General features: G+C 70.7%; 12 protein-coding genes and 1 pseudogene. 7 read left to right on the top strand and 6 right to left on the bottom strand.

Features of this window, described 5'->3' with window-relative positions; genetic code table 11:
- Positions 1 to 162 precede the first annotated feature (162 nt).
- A pseudogene (locus ACFC09_RS41335) lies at positions 163 to 549 on the bottom strand (sugar phosphate nucleotidyltransferase); the annotation flags it as partial.
- On the bottom strand, positions 545 to 1975 hold the full coding sequence (locus ACFC09_RS41330; protein ID WP_376537490.1) for a peptidoglycan recognition protein: 1431 nt from the start codon (positions 1973 to 1975) through the stop codon (positions 545 to 547). The pseudogene ACFC09_RS41335 and the gene ACFC09_RS41330, both read right to left, overlap by 5 nt.
- Before the next feature lie 105 nt (positions 1976 to 2080).
- On the opposite strand from ACFC09_RS41330, the gene ACFC09_RS41325 reads away from it, so the two are divergent.
- The 4 genes from ACFC09_RS41325 (at position 2081) to ACFC09_RS41310 (ending at position 8478) form a co-directional block, all read left to right on the top strand.
- Positions 2081 to 2836 carry a TIGR03089 family protein gene (locus tag ACFC09_RS41325; protein WP_376537488.1) on the top strand — a complete coding sequence of 252 codons (756 nt, stop codon included), beginning with the start codon at positions 2081 to 2083 and terminating at the stop codon, positions 2834 to 2836.
- Positions 2837 to 3418: 582 nt separating this feature from the next.
- Entirely contained in the window at positions 3419 to 4612 is a 1194-nt protein-coding gene (locus ACFC09_RS41320; protein ID WP_376537486.1) for an LCP family protein, read from the top strand.
- 224 nt (positions 4613 to 4836) lie between these two features.
- The gene (locus tag ACFC09_RS41315; RefSeq protein ID WP_376537484.1) at positions 4837 to 6591 is read left to right on the top strand and encodes an LCP family protein; all 1755 of its coding nucleotides are present in this window, start codon (positions 4837 to 4839) and stop codon (positions 6589 to 6591) included.
- A 258-nt stretch (positions 6592 to 6849) separates the two neighbouring features.
- Complete coding sequence (locus tag ACFC09_RS41310) at positions 6850 to 8478, top strand: LCP family protein (RefSeq protein ID WP_376537482.1); 1629 nt, start codon at positions 6850 to 6852, stop codon at positions 8476 to 8478.
- A gap of 161 nt (positions 8479 to 8639) precedes the next feature.
- Here the strand turns inward: ACFC09_RS41310 and ACFC09_RS41305 are convergent, their stop codons facing one another.
- On the bottom strand, positions 8640 to 9668 hold the full coding sequence (locus ACFC09_RS41305) for a glycosyltransferase family 2 protein (RefSeq protein ID WP_376537480.1): 1029 nt from the start codon (positions 9666 to 9668) through the stop codon (positions 8640 to 8642).
- Between the two features lie 251 nt (positions 9669 to 9919).
- Here ACFC09_RS41305 and ACFC09_RS41300 point away from each other — a divergent pair, with 251 nt between their 5' ends.
- Positions 9920 to 11296, top strand: coding sequence for an LCP family protein (locus ACFC09_RS41300; protein ID WP_376537522.1), 1377 nt, complete (start codon positions 9920 to 9922; stop codon positions 11294 to 11296).
- Between the two features lie 206 nt (positions 11297 to 11502).
- Positions 11503 to 11865: a four-helix bundle copper-binding protein gene (locus ACFC09_RS41295; protein ID WP_376537478.1), complete on the top strand. Its 363-nt coding sequence runs from the start codon at positions 11503 to 11505 to the stop codon at positions 11863 to 11865.
- 87 nt (positions 11866 to 11952) lie between these two features.
- Here ACFC09_RS41295 and ACFC09_RS41290 read toward each other — a convergent pair whose 3' ends face one another.
- Positions 11953 to 13257 carry an LCP family protein gene (locus tag ACFC09_RS41290; RefSeq protein WP_376537476.1) on the bottom strand — a complete coding sequence of 435 codons (1305 nt, stop codon included), beginning with the start codon at positions 13255 to 13257 and terminating at the stop codon, positions 11953 to 11955.
- Positions 13258 to 13376: 119 nt separating this feature from the next.
- On the opposite strand from ACFC09_RS41290, the gene ACFC09_RS41285 reads away from it, so the two are divergent.
- Entirely contained in the window at positions 13377 to 13925 is a 549-nt protein-coding gene (locus ACFC09_RS41285; RefSeq protein ID WP_376537474.1) for an acyl-CoA thioesterase, read from the top strand.
- A gap of 59 nt (positions 13926 to 13984) precedes the next feature.
- Here the strand turns inward: ACFC09_RS41285 and ACFC09_RS41280 are convergent, their stop codons facing one another.
- Positions 13985 to 14977, bottom strand: a complete 993-nt coding sequence (locus tag ACFC09_RS41280) for an STM4015 family protein (RefSeq protein WP_376537472.1) — start codon at positions 14975 to 14977, stop codon at positions 13985 to 13987.
- A 106-nt stretch (positions 14978 to 15083) separates the two neighbouring features.
- Positions 15084 to 15180: acyl-CoA dehydrogenase family protein (locus ACFC09_RS41275; RefSeq protein ID WP_376524717.1), on the bottom strand; the 97-nt coding region annotated here is incomplete at its 5' end.

The raw sequence follows: 15180 nt of genomic DNA, 5'->3' as shown, positions 1-15180 counted from the left end.
AGGACTCACCCTGAGCACACCGCCGGAAGCACCGCGATGACCCGTCGTTCGTCCGCCGCGACGTCGTGGCCGGTCGCGCAGTTCCCCGCGCCCCTTCACGGCGCCGCCTGCGCCCCCAGAACCAGCCCGCCACGGTGACTCACCCTGAGCACACCGCCGGACGACGGCGCCGGGTTCGATGACCGCGCCGGGCGGGATCGTGCTGCCGGACACCCGGCGCCCCGGGCCACGAGGGCGCCCTCGCCCACCACCGTGCCGCCGGTCAGCTTGGCGTCCGGCGCGACCCGGGCCGTGGGCAGGACGAGCCGGTCGCCGCAGCGGTCGGGGGACGGCCGGCGAGGGGGCCCGGCCGAGGACCAGGTCCGCCGAGCCGCGTACGAAGGCGTCCGGGGTGCCCAGGTCCAGCCAGTACGTCGAGTCCACCATCCCCTGTGGACGGGCACCTGCCGCCAGCAGCTCCGGGAACGTCTCGCGCTCCACCGACACCGGGCGGCCCACCGGAATGGTGTCGATCACCGAGCGCCGGAAGACGTACGCCCCGGCCTCAGCGCCCCTGGTAGCGGGCCGCGTCGGAACGGACCGTGCCGAGCTTGGAGTACAGCTGCTTCCCCGGGCAGTCCGTGGCGTACCCGTCCCGATGGCCGGAGATCACGTTCAGTCGTACGTTCTTCCCCTTCGGGTACAGATTGCCACCGCCGGACTTCAGGTATGTCTTCCCCTTCGGGTTGGCGCCGAAGAGGCCGAGCTTCCACGCGGTGAGTTTGGCGACGCCGGTCACCGCGGCGGAGGGCGGTTTGGTGGAGTTGAAGGTGCCGATGACCGCGACGCCCATGCTGTCGCTGTTGAAACCGAGGGTGTGGGCGCCCTTGACGGCCTTGGTCACACCTCCGGCGCGGCCCTCGTAGATGTTTCCGCACTTGTCGACGAGGAAGTTGTAGCCGATGTCCCGCCAGCCCATGCTCTTGACGTGGTAACGGTAGATACCGCGGATGACGGACGGGGCCTGCGAGCACGTGTAGTTGTTGCCCGAGGCGGTGTGGTGCACGAACGCCGCCTTGACCGTCTTGGTGTAGACGAAGCCCCGTTCACGCAGCTTCTCGTCCGCGCCCCAGCCGTGCCGGGTGACGATGCGCGGGCGCGGCCCGGTGTGCGGCTTCACGAGCTGTGTCCCGGCCGTTTCGGGGCCGCGCAGGGCGAGCGCTTCCCGCTCGGTGTCCTCCTTGCTGAGCGCCGGGATCTCGGCGGCGCCGAGCGGTACGAGGTCGCTGTTGGCGGCGGAGGCGCCGGCCTCGGCGTCGTCCAGGCCGACGCCGGTGCGGTCCGGGTCGCCCGCGGAGTCCGAGGCCGGTGACTGTGCGCCGGGGTCGATGAGTTCCAGGCGCAGCCCCGACGGCAGGGGCGCCGTGGCCGACGAGGTACGGCCGTCGCCGGTGGCCGGTGCGGCATCGGCGCGGACCCGTAGTTCCACGGCGTCCGAGTCGCCCACCCACAGCGGGGCCGTGGCGCCGTGCACCCGGCCGGAGGTGCTCTCCGCGGTGTCCGGGTCGGCGCCGTGCGCGTTGTGCGTGTCGACGTCCTGCCAGCCGGACCAGGTGCCGGTCGTGGCGGAGCGGGTGCGGACCTGGACCTGGCCGTGGAGTTCGGTGCCGGGGTTGTCCCAGACGACACCGACGAGGGAGAAGTGGCGTACGTCCTGGCGGTGGACGCCCTGCTGGGGGGCGGAGCCGAGGACGCGTTCGCGGGTGAGGGGGACGAGCGGCAGCGACTGGGTGCTGCCGGGGACCGCCGGGCCGGAGGTCAGGACGCCGGTCATGGACCCGTCCGCGGCCGGCACCGGTCGTGCGGGCGCGGCGGCTGCGGGCAGGGTCAGGGGGAGGGAGAGCACGGCCGCGCAGGTGAGGCCGACCGTGGGGGCGCCGATCGGGGAGGAGGAGAAGAGGAATCCACGCATGTTCCTGATCTTCAACAGAGTCATACATATCTGTCCATTGCGGACTTGACGGGCCGTCGGGTTCCGTTCGTCCGAACCGGTGGCGCCGCCGGGCGGTCGGCAGGTCGGGCGGCGCGTACCCTTGCGCGGGTGAACGCCACCGATCGCACCCCCGCCGACCTGCTGCGTTCCGCGCTCGCCGCGGATCCCGGACGCCCCCTGGTGACCTTCTACGACGACGCCACGGGCGAACGCGTCGAACTGTCCGTGGCCACCTTCGCCAATTGGGTGGCCAAGACCGCGAATCTGCTCCAGGGCGACCTGGCCGCGGGCCCCGGGGACCGGGTCGCACTGCTGCTGCCCGCGCACTGGCAGACCGCGGTGTGGCTGCTGGCGTGTTCGTCGGTGGGCGCGGTCGCGGACGTGGCCGGGGATCCCGCCGCGGCGGACGTCGTGGTGAGCGGGCCGGACACGCTGGAGGCGGCGCGGGCCTGCTCCGGCGAGCGGGTCGCGCTGGCGCTGCGGCCACTGGGCGGGCGCTTCCCGCAGCCGCCGGCCGGGTTCCTCGACTACGCCGTGGAGGTGCCGGGCCAGGGGGACCGGTTCGCGCCCTTCGCACCGGTCGATCCGGAGGAGCCCGCGCTGATCGTGGCCGGGGCGGAGCTGACCGGGTCGGAGGTCGTCGACCGGGCCCGCGCCGACGCGCCCGAGCTGGACCTGACCGGGCCCGGCTCCCGGCTGCTGTCCGGACTGCCGTACGACACCTGGGAGGGCCTTAGCGCGGGCCTGTACGCCCCGCTGGCCGTTGGGGGGTCCGTGGTGCTGTGCCGGCACCTGCCGCGGCTGGACGCGGACGCCCTGGCCAAGCGGATGGAGAGCGAACGGGTGACCGCCTCCCGCCACTGACACCACAGGCACCACTGATGCCACAGGACACCACTGATGCCGACAGGCATCACTGATGCCACAGGCACCAGAGGGACCACAGGCACCACTGTCCCGCAGGCACCCACAGGTTCCAGAGAGCGCCACAGGCACCACAAGAGACACAGCCACCGCAGACACCGAACACACCACAGCCACCGGTGACACCACACAGACACCGGTGACACCACAGCCACCGCAGCCACCCCAGACACCCGGGTACGACCCATCCCCCGCACCCGCCCCTTACCGTCGACACCCCGTTGCCGGGTCCCGCCCTTCCGGGGTAGGGGCCGGTGTCAGGTGCGCGCCCTGCGGGGCCTCGCCCGGTGCGGGGCAGGTCTGCGGCCATGCCCGTTTCCGCTGGTCATCCGCGTGATTCGCACCCTCCGCCGCACCCCGGGGCCGCACCGCGCGCCGAGCGGCCCTGCCCGCCCCGGCCCTCCTGGCGAGCCCGGCGCCATCACCCGATTGGAGTAACACGGGCCGCCCCCGGCACCCATCCGGGCGATCGTCGAAGGAGCAGAACGGCACGTTCGTACGCCACGAGGGGGTGGACCGTACGTGAGCGACACCGCAGGTACGTCCTCCGGGAGCGCCCCCGGCCCCGGGACAGGCGCCTCCGCCACCGGGGACGGGCTGACCCGTCGGCGCCGGCGGCGGTGGACGACGTGGTCGGCGCTGGGGCTGGCGGCGCTGGTGCTGCTGGGCACCGGGGGCGGCTGGGCCCTGTACACGATGCTGAACGGCAACATGACGGCGGACGAGGCAGCCGCCGCCGAGCTGGCCCGTTACGAGCGCGAGCGCCCCACGGCCCTGGTGCACGGCGCGCAGAACATCCTGCTGATCGGGTCCGACACCCGCTCCGGGGACGGCAACGGGGCGTACGGGCGGGACTCCGGCACCGCGCGGTCCGACACCATGATCCTGCTCCATCTCGCCGCGGACCGGCGCAGCGCCACCGCCGTGTCCCTCCCCCGGGACCTGATGGTCGACGTGCCGAGTTGTCTGCGGCCGGACGGCGGGCGCAGCCGACCGGCCCTGACGATGCTCAACCAAGCCTTCGAGACGGGCGGTTCGGCCTGCGCGGTGCGGACCGTCGAGAAGCTGACGAACATCCGGATCGACCACTACGCCGTCGTCGACTTCAGCGGCTTCAAGAACATGGTGGACGCCGTCGACGGGGTCGAGGTGTGTCTGCGGAAACCCGTCGACGACAAGGCCGCCAAGCTGAAGCTGCCCGCGGGCCGGGTCACGCTCGACGGCGAACAGGCACTCGGCTTCGTACGGGCCCGCGAGTCCCTCGGCGACGGCAGTGACACCGAGCGGATGGCGCGCCAGCAGCAGTTCCTCGCCGCGCTCGTCGGCGAGGCGCGGAGCAACGACACCCTGCTGAACCCGGTGAAGCTGTATCCCCTCCTGGACGCGGCCACGTCGTCGCTCACCACCGATCCCGAACTGGCCAGTCTGCGTGGTTTGTACCAACTGGTACGCGGGCTGCGGAACATCCCCACCGAACATGTGCAGTTCATGACCGTTCCGCGAAAGTCGTACCCCTACGACACCAATCGCGACCAGCTCGTCCAGCCCGAGGCCGGGACACTGTTCGAACAGCTGCGGTCCGACACACCGGTGACGATCACCCGGAATGATCCGCAGCATTCAATGGCGAACAGCGGTAAATCGGGCGGACGGCAGGCCCCTTCCCCGGCTCCGGCATTCCCGGGCAGGACAGCCGCCGAGGACGGCTGCGTATGAAGTGCGTACGAGTCGACGAACTTTTATCCAGGCGTATGCGACGGATTGCCCGGTTGTAAGGGGTGCGGAATTTCTCACTGCCGTCCCTCGACGCTGAACTGGGCGGATAGTGTGACCCGGTGCACCACGCCACGAGGCCTGTGGGGCTGTGCACTGTTTGACCGAGACCCGAGCGCCTTGAGGGGGGAGGCGCCGCGTGGCCCCGACGGAGGATTCGGACAACCGTGGACGCGCAAGGCCGTGGGCGGGCGGACAATATCGATCCCGCAGACCAGTGGGTGCTCAATCCGAACACCGGCGAATACGAACTGCGACTGGGCCCTTCCGCTCCGCAGTCGTCGGTACCCGGGCCGCGCCGGTCCGGCGGACCCCAGGAGACCAGCCGTGCACCCGGCGACCGGGCGGCGGCACCGGGGCGGGGGCAGGGCAGAGCGCCGGGGCGGGAGATCCCGGCGCAGCGGCGGCGCCGCGGTGAGCCCGAGCAACCCGAGCAGCCCGTACGAGGCCGCGGTCGGCGGCCTGCGAAGAAGGCGAAGGCGAAGAAGGCGCTGGTCTGGACCGGCGGCAGCCTGGCATTCGTGCTGGTCGCCGTGTCGGCGGCCGGCTACCTCTACATCAGGCACCTCAACGGCAACATCACCTCCGTCTCCGACGACGGTGCGAGCACCGGCGGTTTCCGCACGGACCAGGCCATCAACATCCTGCTGATCGGCACGGACAAGCGCACCGGCTCGGGCAACGAGGGCTACGGCGACGCGGGCAGCGTCGGGCACGCCGACACCAACATCCTGCTCCACGTGTCCAAGGACCGGTCGAACGCGACCGCGCTGAGCATCCCGCGCGACCTGATCGTCGACGTCCCGGACTGCCCTACGCAGCAGCCCGACGGCAGCACGAAGGTCATTCCGGGTACGGAGGGCGTCCGCTTCAACACGAGCCTCGGGCAGGACGGGCGGACCCCGAGCTGCACCATGCGCACGGTGACCGAGGTGACCGGGATCACCCCGGACGACTTCATGGTCGCCGACTTCAACGCGGTCAAGACGCTGACCGAGGCCGTGGGCGGGGTGGAGGTCTGCCTGGCCAAGGACATCGACGACCCCGACTCGCACCTCAAGCTCTCCAAGGGCAAGCACACCATCTCCGGTGAGCAGGCCCTGGCGTTCGTGCGTACCCGCCATTCCGTCGGCTTCGGCGGCGACCTCAGCCGGATCACGCTGCAACAGCAGTTCCTGAGCGCGCTGATGCGCAAGCTGAAGGGGAACGCCACCCTGACCAGCCCGACGAAGATGCTGAAGCTGGCGGAGGCGGCCACCAAGGCGCTGACCGTGGACAGCCAGCTGGAAAGCTTCGGCAAACTCAAGGACCTGGGCCTTGAGCTGGGCAAACTCGATCCGAAGAACCTGACCTTCACGACCGTCCCGGTGGTGGACAACCCGGCGGAGAAGGTACCTGTCACGGTCGTCCTCAACGACGCGACCGCGCCCGCCGTGTTCAAGGCGATCAAGAACGACGTCTCCTTCACCGAGGTCAAGAAGAAGGAGCAGCAGCAGAAGAAGGACACCGAGGCCGACCGGCTCAAGGGCACCAAGTCCGACCCGTCCGAGGTCCGGGTGCGGATCCTCAACGGCGGCGCCGACACCGGCATGGCCCAGCAGGCCCTGGAGTGGCTGCAGAACGACGAGGGTGTACTCAAGTCGGAGAACGCCGGCAACGCCGGCGAGGGCGTGAAGCTGAGCAAGACCACCCTTGAGTACGCGCCCGACCAGGCGGACCAGGCCCGCGAACTGGCCTCGATCCTGGGGCTTGCCGGGGCCCAGATGAAGCCCGGCAAGAGCGTGACCAACTCGCAGGGGCTGCCGGCGATGACGCTGACCCTGGGCGAGGACTTCCAGGGCCCGGGCGAGTCCCTGTCCGCTCCGGCGAAGGCGCCGGACGTCGACAAGTCCACGGCGGACGAGGTCAAGTGCGCCTCCTAGGCGAAACCCGGCCCGGCCGGCCACCTGGCCGGACGCCGGGACGGCGGCCTTCCGAGCGGAGTGCCGCCCGTCACCGGTGTCCGGCGGCGCTGGGCCGTTTATCCGGGTGACCCACGCCGGTACGCGTACGGCTCCGGCACCGCTGACGATTGCAAGCAGACGAGGTGCGTCTTCCAGGTAACCCAACGGGTCCGTCGTGCGTCTAACCAGGCGCGGGACGGACCCGCGTGGCAGGCGCAGGGTGGGGAGGGCAGGGTTTTGGCGCAGAGCGGTGTGCGGGGGAAAGTTCCCGCGGTCGAGAGCACGACGCCACTCATACCGCGGGAGTCAGGTGCGTCCGGCGGCGGGCGGCACGGCGGCGGCCCGAACGGCCTGAGACGCAGCCGCAAGAGGCGTGTGCTGCGCTGGTCGGCGACGGTGCTCGCGGTGGTGATACTGGGGACGGCGGGCGCCGGCTACCTCTACTACCAGCACCTCAACGGCAACATCCAGAAGGGGCAGCGCAGCAGCGGCGACTCCAAGGCGAAGAAGGCCCAGCCGAACGCGGCCGGGCAGACGCCGGTGAACATCCTGCTGCTGGGTTCCGACAGCCGTGACTCGGACGAGAACGTGAAGCTCGGCGGCGGCAAGGACCTGCGCAGCAATCCCCCGCTCGCCGATGTGCAGATGCTGATCCACCTCTCCGCGGACCGCAAGAGCGCGGCCCTGGTGAGCATTCCCCGCGACACCCGGGTCGACATACCCGAGTGCAAGGACCCCGAGACCGGCGAGAAGTACCCGGCGACCAACGCCATCATCAACGAGACGCTCGCCCGCGGCGGAGCCGGCTGCACGCTGGCCACCTGGGAGAACCTCACCGGGATCTACATCGACCACTGGATGACGATCGACTTCGGCGGCGTGGTGAGCATGGCGGACGCCATCGGCGGGGTCGACGTCTGTGTGAAGCAGAACGTGTGGGACCGCCCGCTGCCCGGGGTGAGCGGCGGCTCGGGCCTGAAGCTGACGGCCGGCACCCACAAGGTGAAGGGCGAGCAGGCGCTCCAGTGGCTGCGCACCCGGCACGCCTGGGGCAGCGACCCGCTGCGGGCCAGGGCCCAGCACATGTACCTGAATTCGATGATCCGCACGCTGAAGCAGCAGAACGTCTTCACGGACACCGGGCGGCTGATCAGCCTCGCCAACTCGGCCATCGATTCGCTCAAGGTCTCGGAGGAGATCGGCACGGTCAAGAAGCTCTACGACCTGGGCATGCAGCTCAAATCGGTGCCGACGAACCGCATCACCATGACGACGATGCCCTGGGTGGAGGACCCTGAGGACCCGGACGCGCACGTCATACCGGACACCGCCGACGCGGACAAGCTGTGGCAGATGCTCCGCGACGACGTGCCGTTCGACGACAAGGGCGCGGCCGACCCGAAGAAGAAGGCGACGAGTTCGCCGCAGGCGACCAAGGCGCCGTCCGTCTCCCCCGACCAGCTCGGTGTGACGGTGCAGAACGGCACCCGGTCGTCCACGCTCGCCGCGGTCCCGGGCCGAGCGGACGAGGTCAGTCAGGTGCTGGCGCAGCGGGGCTACACCAGGGCGACGAAGGACACGTCTGCGGCGCTGGCCGAGGAACGGACGACGGTGCGGTATCCGAGCGCGGATCTGGCGGGTGATGCTGCCGCGGTCGCCAAGTCGCTGGGGATTCCGGCGGGTTCGGTGAAGCAGTCGACCGATGTGTCGGGGGTCACGGTCGTCGTGGGCGCCGACTGGCGCAGCGGCACCGACTATCCGAAGCAGACGGCCCCGAAGGCCGGTGACCTGCCCAGCACCTCCGACGCCATCAACGGCTCCGACAAGGACCAGTGCATGGACGTGTACAAGCCCTACCAGTGGTAGAGACCGGACAGTGGTAGAGCCCGGCCGGCTGACAGTGGTAAGGCCCTGCCGGCTGACAGTGGTGAAGCCCTGCCAGTGGTAGGGACAGTGGTGGCGCGCTGACGACGACGGGCCCCTCCCCGCTTGGGGAGGGGCCCGCGCGCGTTCCGGGGCTCAGTGCCTCACGGGGTGTTCTCCACCGCCGGGCGGCGGGAGGCGATGACCCGCCTGGCCAGGGAGCGCGGGCTGGTCAGGAAGCCCCAGCCCCAGGACATGTGCATGGTGGCGAGGGCCACGGGGATGCGCAGGCGGGCGGCCGCCGGCAGCCCCTTGCCCGCGGGCACCGAACCGGCGACGATCGCCGCCAGATAGCCGCCCGGGACCACCAGGGCCCACGGGGTGAGGGCGACGCCCACCACGATGCCGGCGGCTATCGTGCACACCGCCGTCGGCGGAGCCAGGTAACGCAGGTTGATGGAGCCTTCGTGGTAGCGGGCGACGACGTGCCGCCAACGGCCGTAGTCCTTGTACTGCTTGGCCAGGGCGCGCACCGAGGGCCGGGGCCGGTAGGACACCTTCAGCTCCGGGGAGAACCAGATCTGGCCGCCGGCCTCGCGGATGCGGAAGTTCAGCTCCCAGTCCTGGGCGCGGATGAACTCCTCGTTGTAGCCGCCCTGTTGCTCCAGCGCCGCGCGCCGGAAGACACCGAGGTAGACGGTCTCCGCCGGGCCTGCCGTGCCACCGGTGTGGAAGGCGGCGTTGCCGACCCCGATCTTCGAGGTCATCGCGGCGGCGACGGCGTGCTCCCAGTCGTTCTCGCCCTCGGCGTGCATGAGGCCGCCGACGTTCTGCGCGCCGGTCTCCTCCAGGAGCCGTACGGCGGTGGCGATGTAGTTCGGCGAGAGCATGCCGTGACCGTCGACGCGTACCACGATCGGGTGACGGGAGGCTTTGATCGCCGCGTTGAGGCCGGCCGGGGTACGGCCGGTCGGGTTCGGGACGGTGTGCACGCGCGGGTCGTCACGGACCAGTTCGGCGGCGATCTCGTCCGTGCGGTCCGTGGACGGACCGAGGGCGATCACGACCTCCATCTCACCGGCGTACTCCTGCGCGAGGATCGCTTGGACGGCCGCGCGCAGATGCCGCTCCTCGTCGAGGACGGGCATGATCACAGAAACTGCGGGGAGCCGCACGTCGGACTTGGCGTTCATAGGGTGCTCACGTTACCGCGAACGGGGGACACCGGTGCGTGCCGCCGGGCTAGTGCCGCGGGCTGGAGATCGTATGGGCCTACCGTTACGCCGGATCCCACGTACGGCCGTCGTCCGGAGGTGTCCCCTTGCCCCCCAGCCCGCCCCGGCCCGCTGCCCGGCCGCAGCGCCGCCCGCAGCCGCCCAGCCGTGTGCCACGGCCGCCCGCGCGGACCGTGCGGCCCGTGCGTCCGAAGCGGCCCCGCTGGGCCATGCGGGCGGTGACGACGCTGTCCGTGGTGGTGCTGGCCTCGGCGGGGATCGGCCACGCGGTGGTCACCAGCCTGGACGCGGACATCGCCCGGGTGGATCCGTTCAAGGACATGAAGAACCGCCCGAGCGGCGGGCACGGCATGAACGTCCTGCTGGTCGGCACCGACAGCCGGGACAAGATCTCCGAGGTGGAGCGGCGGCGGTTCCGGCTGGGCGGCGCGCCCTGCCACTGCACCGACACGATCATGATCGTGCACATCTCGGAGGACCGGGAGCGGGCCACCGTGGTGAGCCTGCCGCGCGACTCGTACGCCGAGGTGCCCGAGCACGTCGACCAGACCACGGGGATGCGGCACGGCGCGCATCCGGTGAAGCTCAACGCGGCCTACGCGGAGGGCGGGCCGCAGCTGACCGTGCGCACCGTGGAGAACATGACCCATGTGAAGATCGACCACTATCTGGAGGTCGACTTCACCAGCTTCATGAAGACCGTGGACGTGCTCGGCGGGGTCCGGATCTGCACCGCGCAGCCCCTGAAGGACTCGCACACCGGCCTCGACCTGGCGCCCGGCACGCACACGCTGATCGGCGGCCAGGCGTTGCAGTACGTCCGCTCGCGCCATGTCGACGGGGCCAGCGACCTGGGCCGGATGCAGCGTCAGCAGCGGTTCCTGGCGGCGCTGATCGAGCGGGCGACCTCGTCCGGGGTGCTGCTGAATCCGATTCGGTTCCGGGACGTGACGCGTGCGGTGCTGGGCTCGGTCCGGGCGGACACCGGCTTCGGCACGGACGAGTTGCTGGACCTGGGCCGGGCGATGCGGAACTTCTCCCCGTCGTCCTCCGAGTTCACGACCGTGCCGATCGGACAGATGGCGTTCCCGGTCAAGGGCATCGGGTCGACGCTGAAGTGGGACGCGGCCGGGTCGGCGGCGCTGTTCACGGCCCTGCGCGAGGACAAGCCGATCACCGCGGCCCACCGGCCGGCGCGGGCGCGGGCCGTGCCGGTGGAGGTGGCGCCGCCGCAGATCCGGGTGCAGGTGGAGAACGGCACCGGTACGGCCGGGCTCGCCAGGCGCGTGGACGCGGCCCTGGCCGCGACGGGCTTCGCCACCACGCGGCAGCCGGTGACCTCGACCGAGCAGAACGTGCGGCGCACGGTGATCGCCTACGACCCCCGCTGGGACCGCTCGGCCAGGTCCGTGGCGGCGGCGCTGCCCGGCGGCGAGCTGCGGGCGGTGCCGGGGCAGGGGCCGGTGGTGAAGGTGATCGCCGGGGCGGACTTCCGCGCGGTCCGCACGGTGAAGGTGCCGACGCCGCCGCAGGGCGAGGCGGGGGCGGTGCGCGGGGACGAGGTGGTCTGCTCCGGGAAGGGCTGAGCGCTCGGGGCTGGGCGTTCGGGGCTGGGCGTTCCGGGCTGACCGTTCCGGGCTGGCGTTCCTCGGGATCAGGTGGCTGAACAAACCACCTGATACCTACCGTCATCACCCATTCACCGTGATCTCCCGGATGGCGGTACATATCGGTCCGGCGTAAGACGGAACTACGGGGGCCCGCCGGGCCCTTTCGTCCCCCTGGAGGAACCATGACCCAGCCCGGAACCATGCCTGCCCTGTCCCAGCAGATGCAGGACTGCATTCAGGCGTGCATGAACTGCCACAGCGTGTGCGAGGAGACGATGAGCTCCTGTCTGTCGATGGGCGGCCAGGCCCAGATGCAGATCATGCGGACGCTCATGGACTGTTCCGAGATGACCCGCATGTGCGCGGACATGATGATGCGGCGCTCGCCGATGGCCGCGGAGATGTGCGGGATGTGCGCCAAGATGTGTGACATGTGCGCCGAGGCGTGTATGTCCATGCCGGACGACGCGCAGATGAAGCGGTGCGCCGAGGCGTGCCGCCGCTGCGCGGAGACCTGCCGCGCGATGGCGTCCGCGCGGGCGTGACCCTCGCCCGCCCGGCCCAAGGGCACCCTCCGGGGTGCCCTTGGCGTCCCACGGGGTGCCAAGGGCGTCCCGCGGCCGTGGCCGTGGTCAGTTGCCGGTGACGGTGACCTTCTCGTCGTTCTTCAACTCGTCCACCAGCGTCTTCACCTTCGCCTTGTCCCACAGGAGGTTGCCGCCGGAGGAGCCGGAGATCGGCATGTTCATCGAGGTGCCGTCGCCGCCGCTGACGCCCTTCATCGCCCAGAACATGGACGCCAGGTCCCACAGGCTCATGTCCTTGTCGACGGTCAGCGAGTCCAGGCCCGCGCCCAGCGTCGGGTAGAGCTTGAACGGGTTCAGGATCGTGGTGGGCGTGGCCACCTGGTGGGCCAGCGCCGACAGGAACTTCTGCTGGTTCTTGGTGCGCTCCAGGTCGGAGGTGGCGAAGGCGTGCCGGGTGCGGACGAAGGCCAGCGCCTGCTCGCCGTTCAGCGTCTGCTTGCCCGCCTTGAAGTCCGCGCCCGAGTACTTGTCCTTGAAGCCCTTGTCGATGGTGATCTCGACACCGCCGACCGCGTCCACGATCTTCGCGAAGCCGCCGAAGCCTATCTCCACGTAGTGGTCGATGTGCAGGCCGGTGTTGTACTCGACCGTGCGGACCAGCAGCGTCGGCCCGTCCTCCGCGTACGCCGCGTTGAGCTTCGTGTGCCGGCCCTGGCCCTGGTAGACCTTGCCGGAGGTCGATCCCTTGTAGCTCGGGATCTCCACGTCCGAGTCACGCGGCAGCGAGACCAGCGTGTCGCCGTTGTCGCCGACGTGCAGGATCATCATCGAGTCGGTGCGCTGCCCCTCGGCGGAACCGGTGTGCAGCTGCTTCTTCTCCTCCGACGACATGCCCGCACGGCTGTCGGAGCCGACGATCAGGTAGTTCGTGCCCTTGCCCGCCTCGGGCCGGTCGATGACCTTCGAGAGGTCGACGTCCCGGTGCAGTTTGGAGTCGGCCCAGAAGTAGGTCGCCACCGAGGTGACCACCAGCGCGCTGACCACGATGATCGCGGTCCACTTGATCCGGCGCCGCCAGTTCGGCGCGGGCCGGGGTCCGTAGGGCTGCGGCCCCTCCGGGCCACCCGGGCCGCCCCCGTCGTAGACCTGGCCGTTGCTGTAGCCGCTGTCGTAGCCCTGCTGGCCGCCGTAGCCGTCGTGGCCCTGGCCGCCGTACGACGGCTGCTGCGGGATCCCGCCGCCGTACGGGGGAGCCGACGGGCCGGGGTTGCCGTACCCGCCCTGCCCGGGCGCCGGGCCGCGCCTGACCTGCCGCATCGAACGGGCGCCCTCCGGCTGCCCGCTGGCGCTGCCGCGGCCGTACCGGTTGTCGCGGTTGTCGTCGGACCATGCCTCGGGCCAATCATTCATGCGCCCCAGTGTGCAGGGCAGGGCCATGTGGCTTACAAGGGCCGTCGGAAAATAAGAGCGCCGCTGTTGCCAACCTGACACAAATTCCCCGGGCACCGGCTCGACATATGGTGGGGGTCATGACAGACCCGTCCGTCAAAGCGGATTCCGACATTTCGGGCAAGCCGACTTCGGTGTCCCGCACCACGCTCAGCCACATCATGACCCTCAACGACACGAACCTGCTGGGCACGGTGCACGGCGGCGTGATCATGAAGCTGGTCGACGACGCGGCGGGCGCGGTGGCCGGCCGGCACAGCGAGGGTCCCGCCGTGACCGCGTCGATGGACGAGATGGCCTTCCTCGAACCGGTCCGGGTCGGCGACCTGGTCCATGTGCAGGCACAGGTCAACTGGACCGGCCGGACCTCGATGGAGATCGGGGTGCGGGTCATCGCCGAACGCTGGAACGAGTCGACCCCCGCCACCCATGTCGGCTCCGCGTACCTGGTCTTCACTGCGGTCGACGCGGACGGCAGACCCCGTCGGCTCCCGCCGGTCCTCCCGGAGACCGACCGGGACCGCCGCCGCTACCAGGAGGCCCAGATCCGCCGCACCCACCGCCTCGCCCGCCGCCAGGAGATCCTGGAACTGCGCGAACGGCGCTCGGCGGACGGGTTCGACGACTGACGGAGCGGGGCGTCCGGCAGCGCGGCGGACGAGCGGGCCGGGCGCGGGCCCATGGCTGATCAGTAGCTGACCGGCCCCACACAGATCTCGCGGCGCACGGTGCCGTCGTCCTCTTCGTACCCCTTGGCCTCGTCCTGGCCGAGGTCCAGTTCGACACCCGCCGGTGCGAGCGCCCGGCGTATGCGCTCCCGGGCGGGCTCGCTGAGGAAGTTGTAGTGCAGGTCCAGCTTCTTGAGGTGGGTCAGCGGTCGGCCGCCGAGGAGGGCGCGGGCGCCGTCGTCGCCCAGGGTGCCCAGGGACAGGTCGAGCACGTCGAGCCGGTCCACCACCGGGGCGGTCGCCACCGCGGCGGCGACCTCGTCCTGGATCGCGCTGTTGCGCAGGGCCAGGTGCCGCAGCCGGGGCAGCCGGGCACCGGACAGGATCGGCTCCAGGTCGGCCACCTCGCAATCGGCCCCGTACTCCTCGTCACCCAGCCACAGTTCCAGGTGCTCCAACGCGGGCAGGCTGCTCGCCCCCACCCCGCGCACGGCGTCGGCCGGCAGACCGCTGCTCTGCACGACCAGCCTGCGCAGCGCGTCGTGGCGCAGGGCGGGGAACCTCAGCCTCAAGTCCTCTCCCCCGCTGGTGCCCTCTCCCGCGCGCACGCCGAGTTCCTCCAGCTCGGGGAAGCCCGCCAGCAGCGGCGTGACGTCGGTCTGACTGATCCGGGAGAGTTTGCACTCTTTGTCGGTGATATCCCCGAGGAACACCGACCGCAGGGCGGGCAGCCGGTCGCGCACGGCCGCCAGCGCTTCGACCACCTCGGACGGATCGGTGTCCTCCGGATCGTCCCAGATGCCGACGATCAGCGCACGGACCCGCGTGAGGTCGACTTCGGCACAGAAACGACCGAAGGTGTCCTGCCACGGCTCCCCACACGTCCACCTCTCATGGCCGATCCGCCAGGCCACGGCATCGGGCTCGGGCAGTTTCGCCGTCGCACCGGGCACGGGGAACGTGAGGACGGGGAGGCCGTACAGCTCCTCAAGGTGGTCGTCCTGGGTTCTCATGCGGGCTGCTCCTGCCGTACGACGTGCAAAAGGGTTGACGCGTGCGGCAGTTCTACCAGCGGCGACCGGCAACGCCGCGGAGAGCGGTGAGAGCGGTGCAGCCCCGCTACGGGAGGTTGCGGGCCATGACGACCCGCTGGACCTGGTTGGTCCCCTCGTAGATCTGCGTGATCTTCGCGTCCCGCATCATCCGCTCCACCGGA

The sequence above is a fragment of the Streptomyces sp. NPDC056161 genome (assembly GCF_042268025.1).
In the GTDB taxonomy this organism is placed as follows: Bacteria; Actinomycetota; Actinomycetes; order Streptomycetales; family Streptomycetaceae; genus Streptomyces.
The sequence above is the reverse complement of the archived record's forward strand: the minus strand, read 5'-3'. Positions and strand labels throughout refer to the sequence as shown.

Bases quoted from the DNA above. Each gene is read 5' to 3' on its own strand.
- ACFC09_RS41305 (WP_376537480.1), bottom strand. From the start codon at position 9,668: ATGAACGCCAAGTCCGACGTGCGGCTCCCCGCAGTTTCTGTGATCATG.
- ACFC09_RS41290 (WP_376537476.1), bottom strand. From the start codon at position 13,257: ATGAATGATTGGCCCGAGGCATGGTCCGACGACAACCGCGACAACCGG.
- ACFC09_RS41300 (WP_376537522.1), top strand. From the start codon at position 9,920: ATGCGGGCGGTGACGACGCTGTCCGTGGTGGTGCTGGCCTCGGCGGGG.
- ACFC09_RS41295 (WP_376537478.1), top strand. From the start codon at position 11,503: ATGACCCAGCCCGGAACCATGCCTGCCCTGTCCCAGCAGATGCAGGAC.
- ACFC09_RS41330 (WP_376537490.1), bottom strand. From the start codon at position 1,975: ATGACTCTGTTGAAGATCAGGAACATGCGTGGATTCCTCTTCTCCTCC.
- ACFC09_RS41280 (WP_376537472.1), bottom strand. From the start codon at position 14,977: ATGAGAACCCAGGACGACCACCTTGAGGAGCTGTACGGCCTCCCCGTC.
- ACFC09_RS41285 (WP_376537474.1), top strand. From the start codon at position 13,377: ATGACAGACCCGTCCGTCAAAGCGGATTCCGACATTTCGGGCAAGCCG.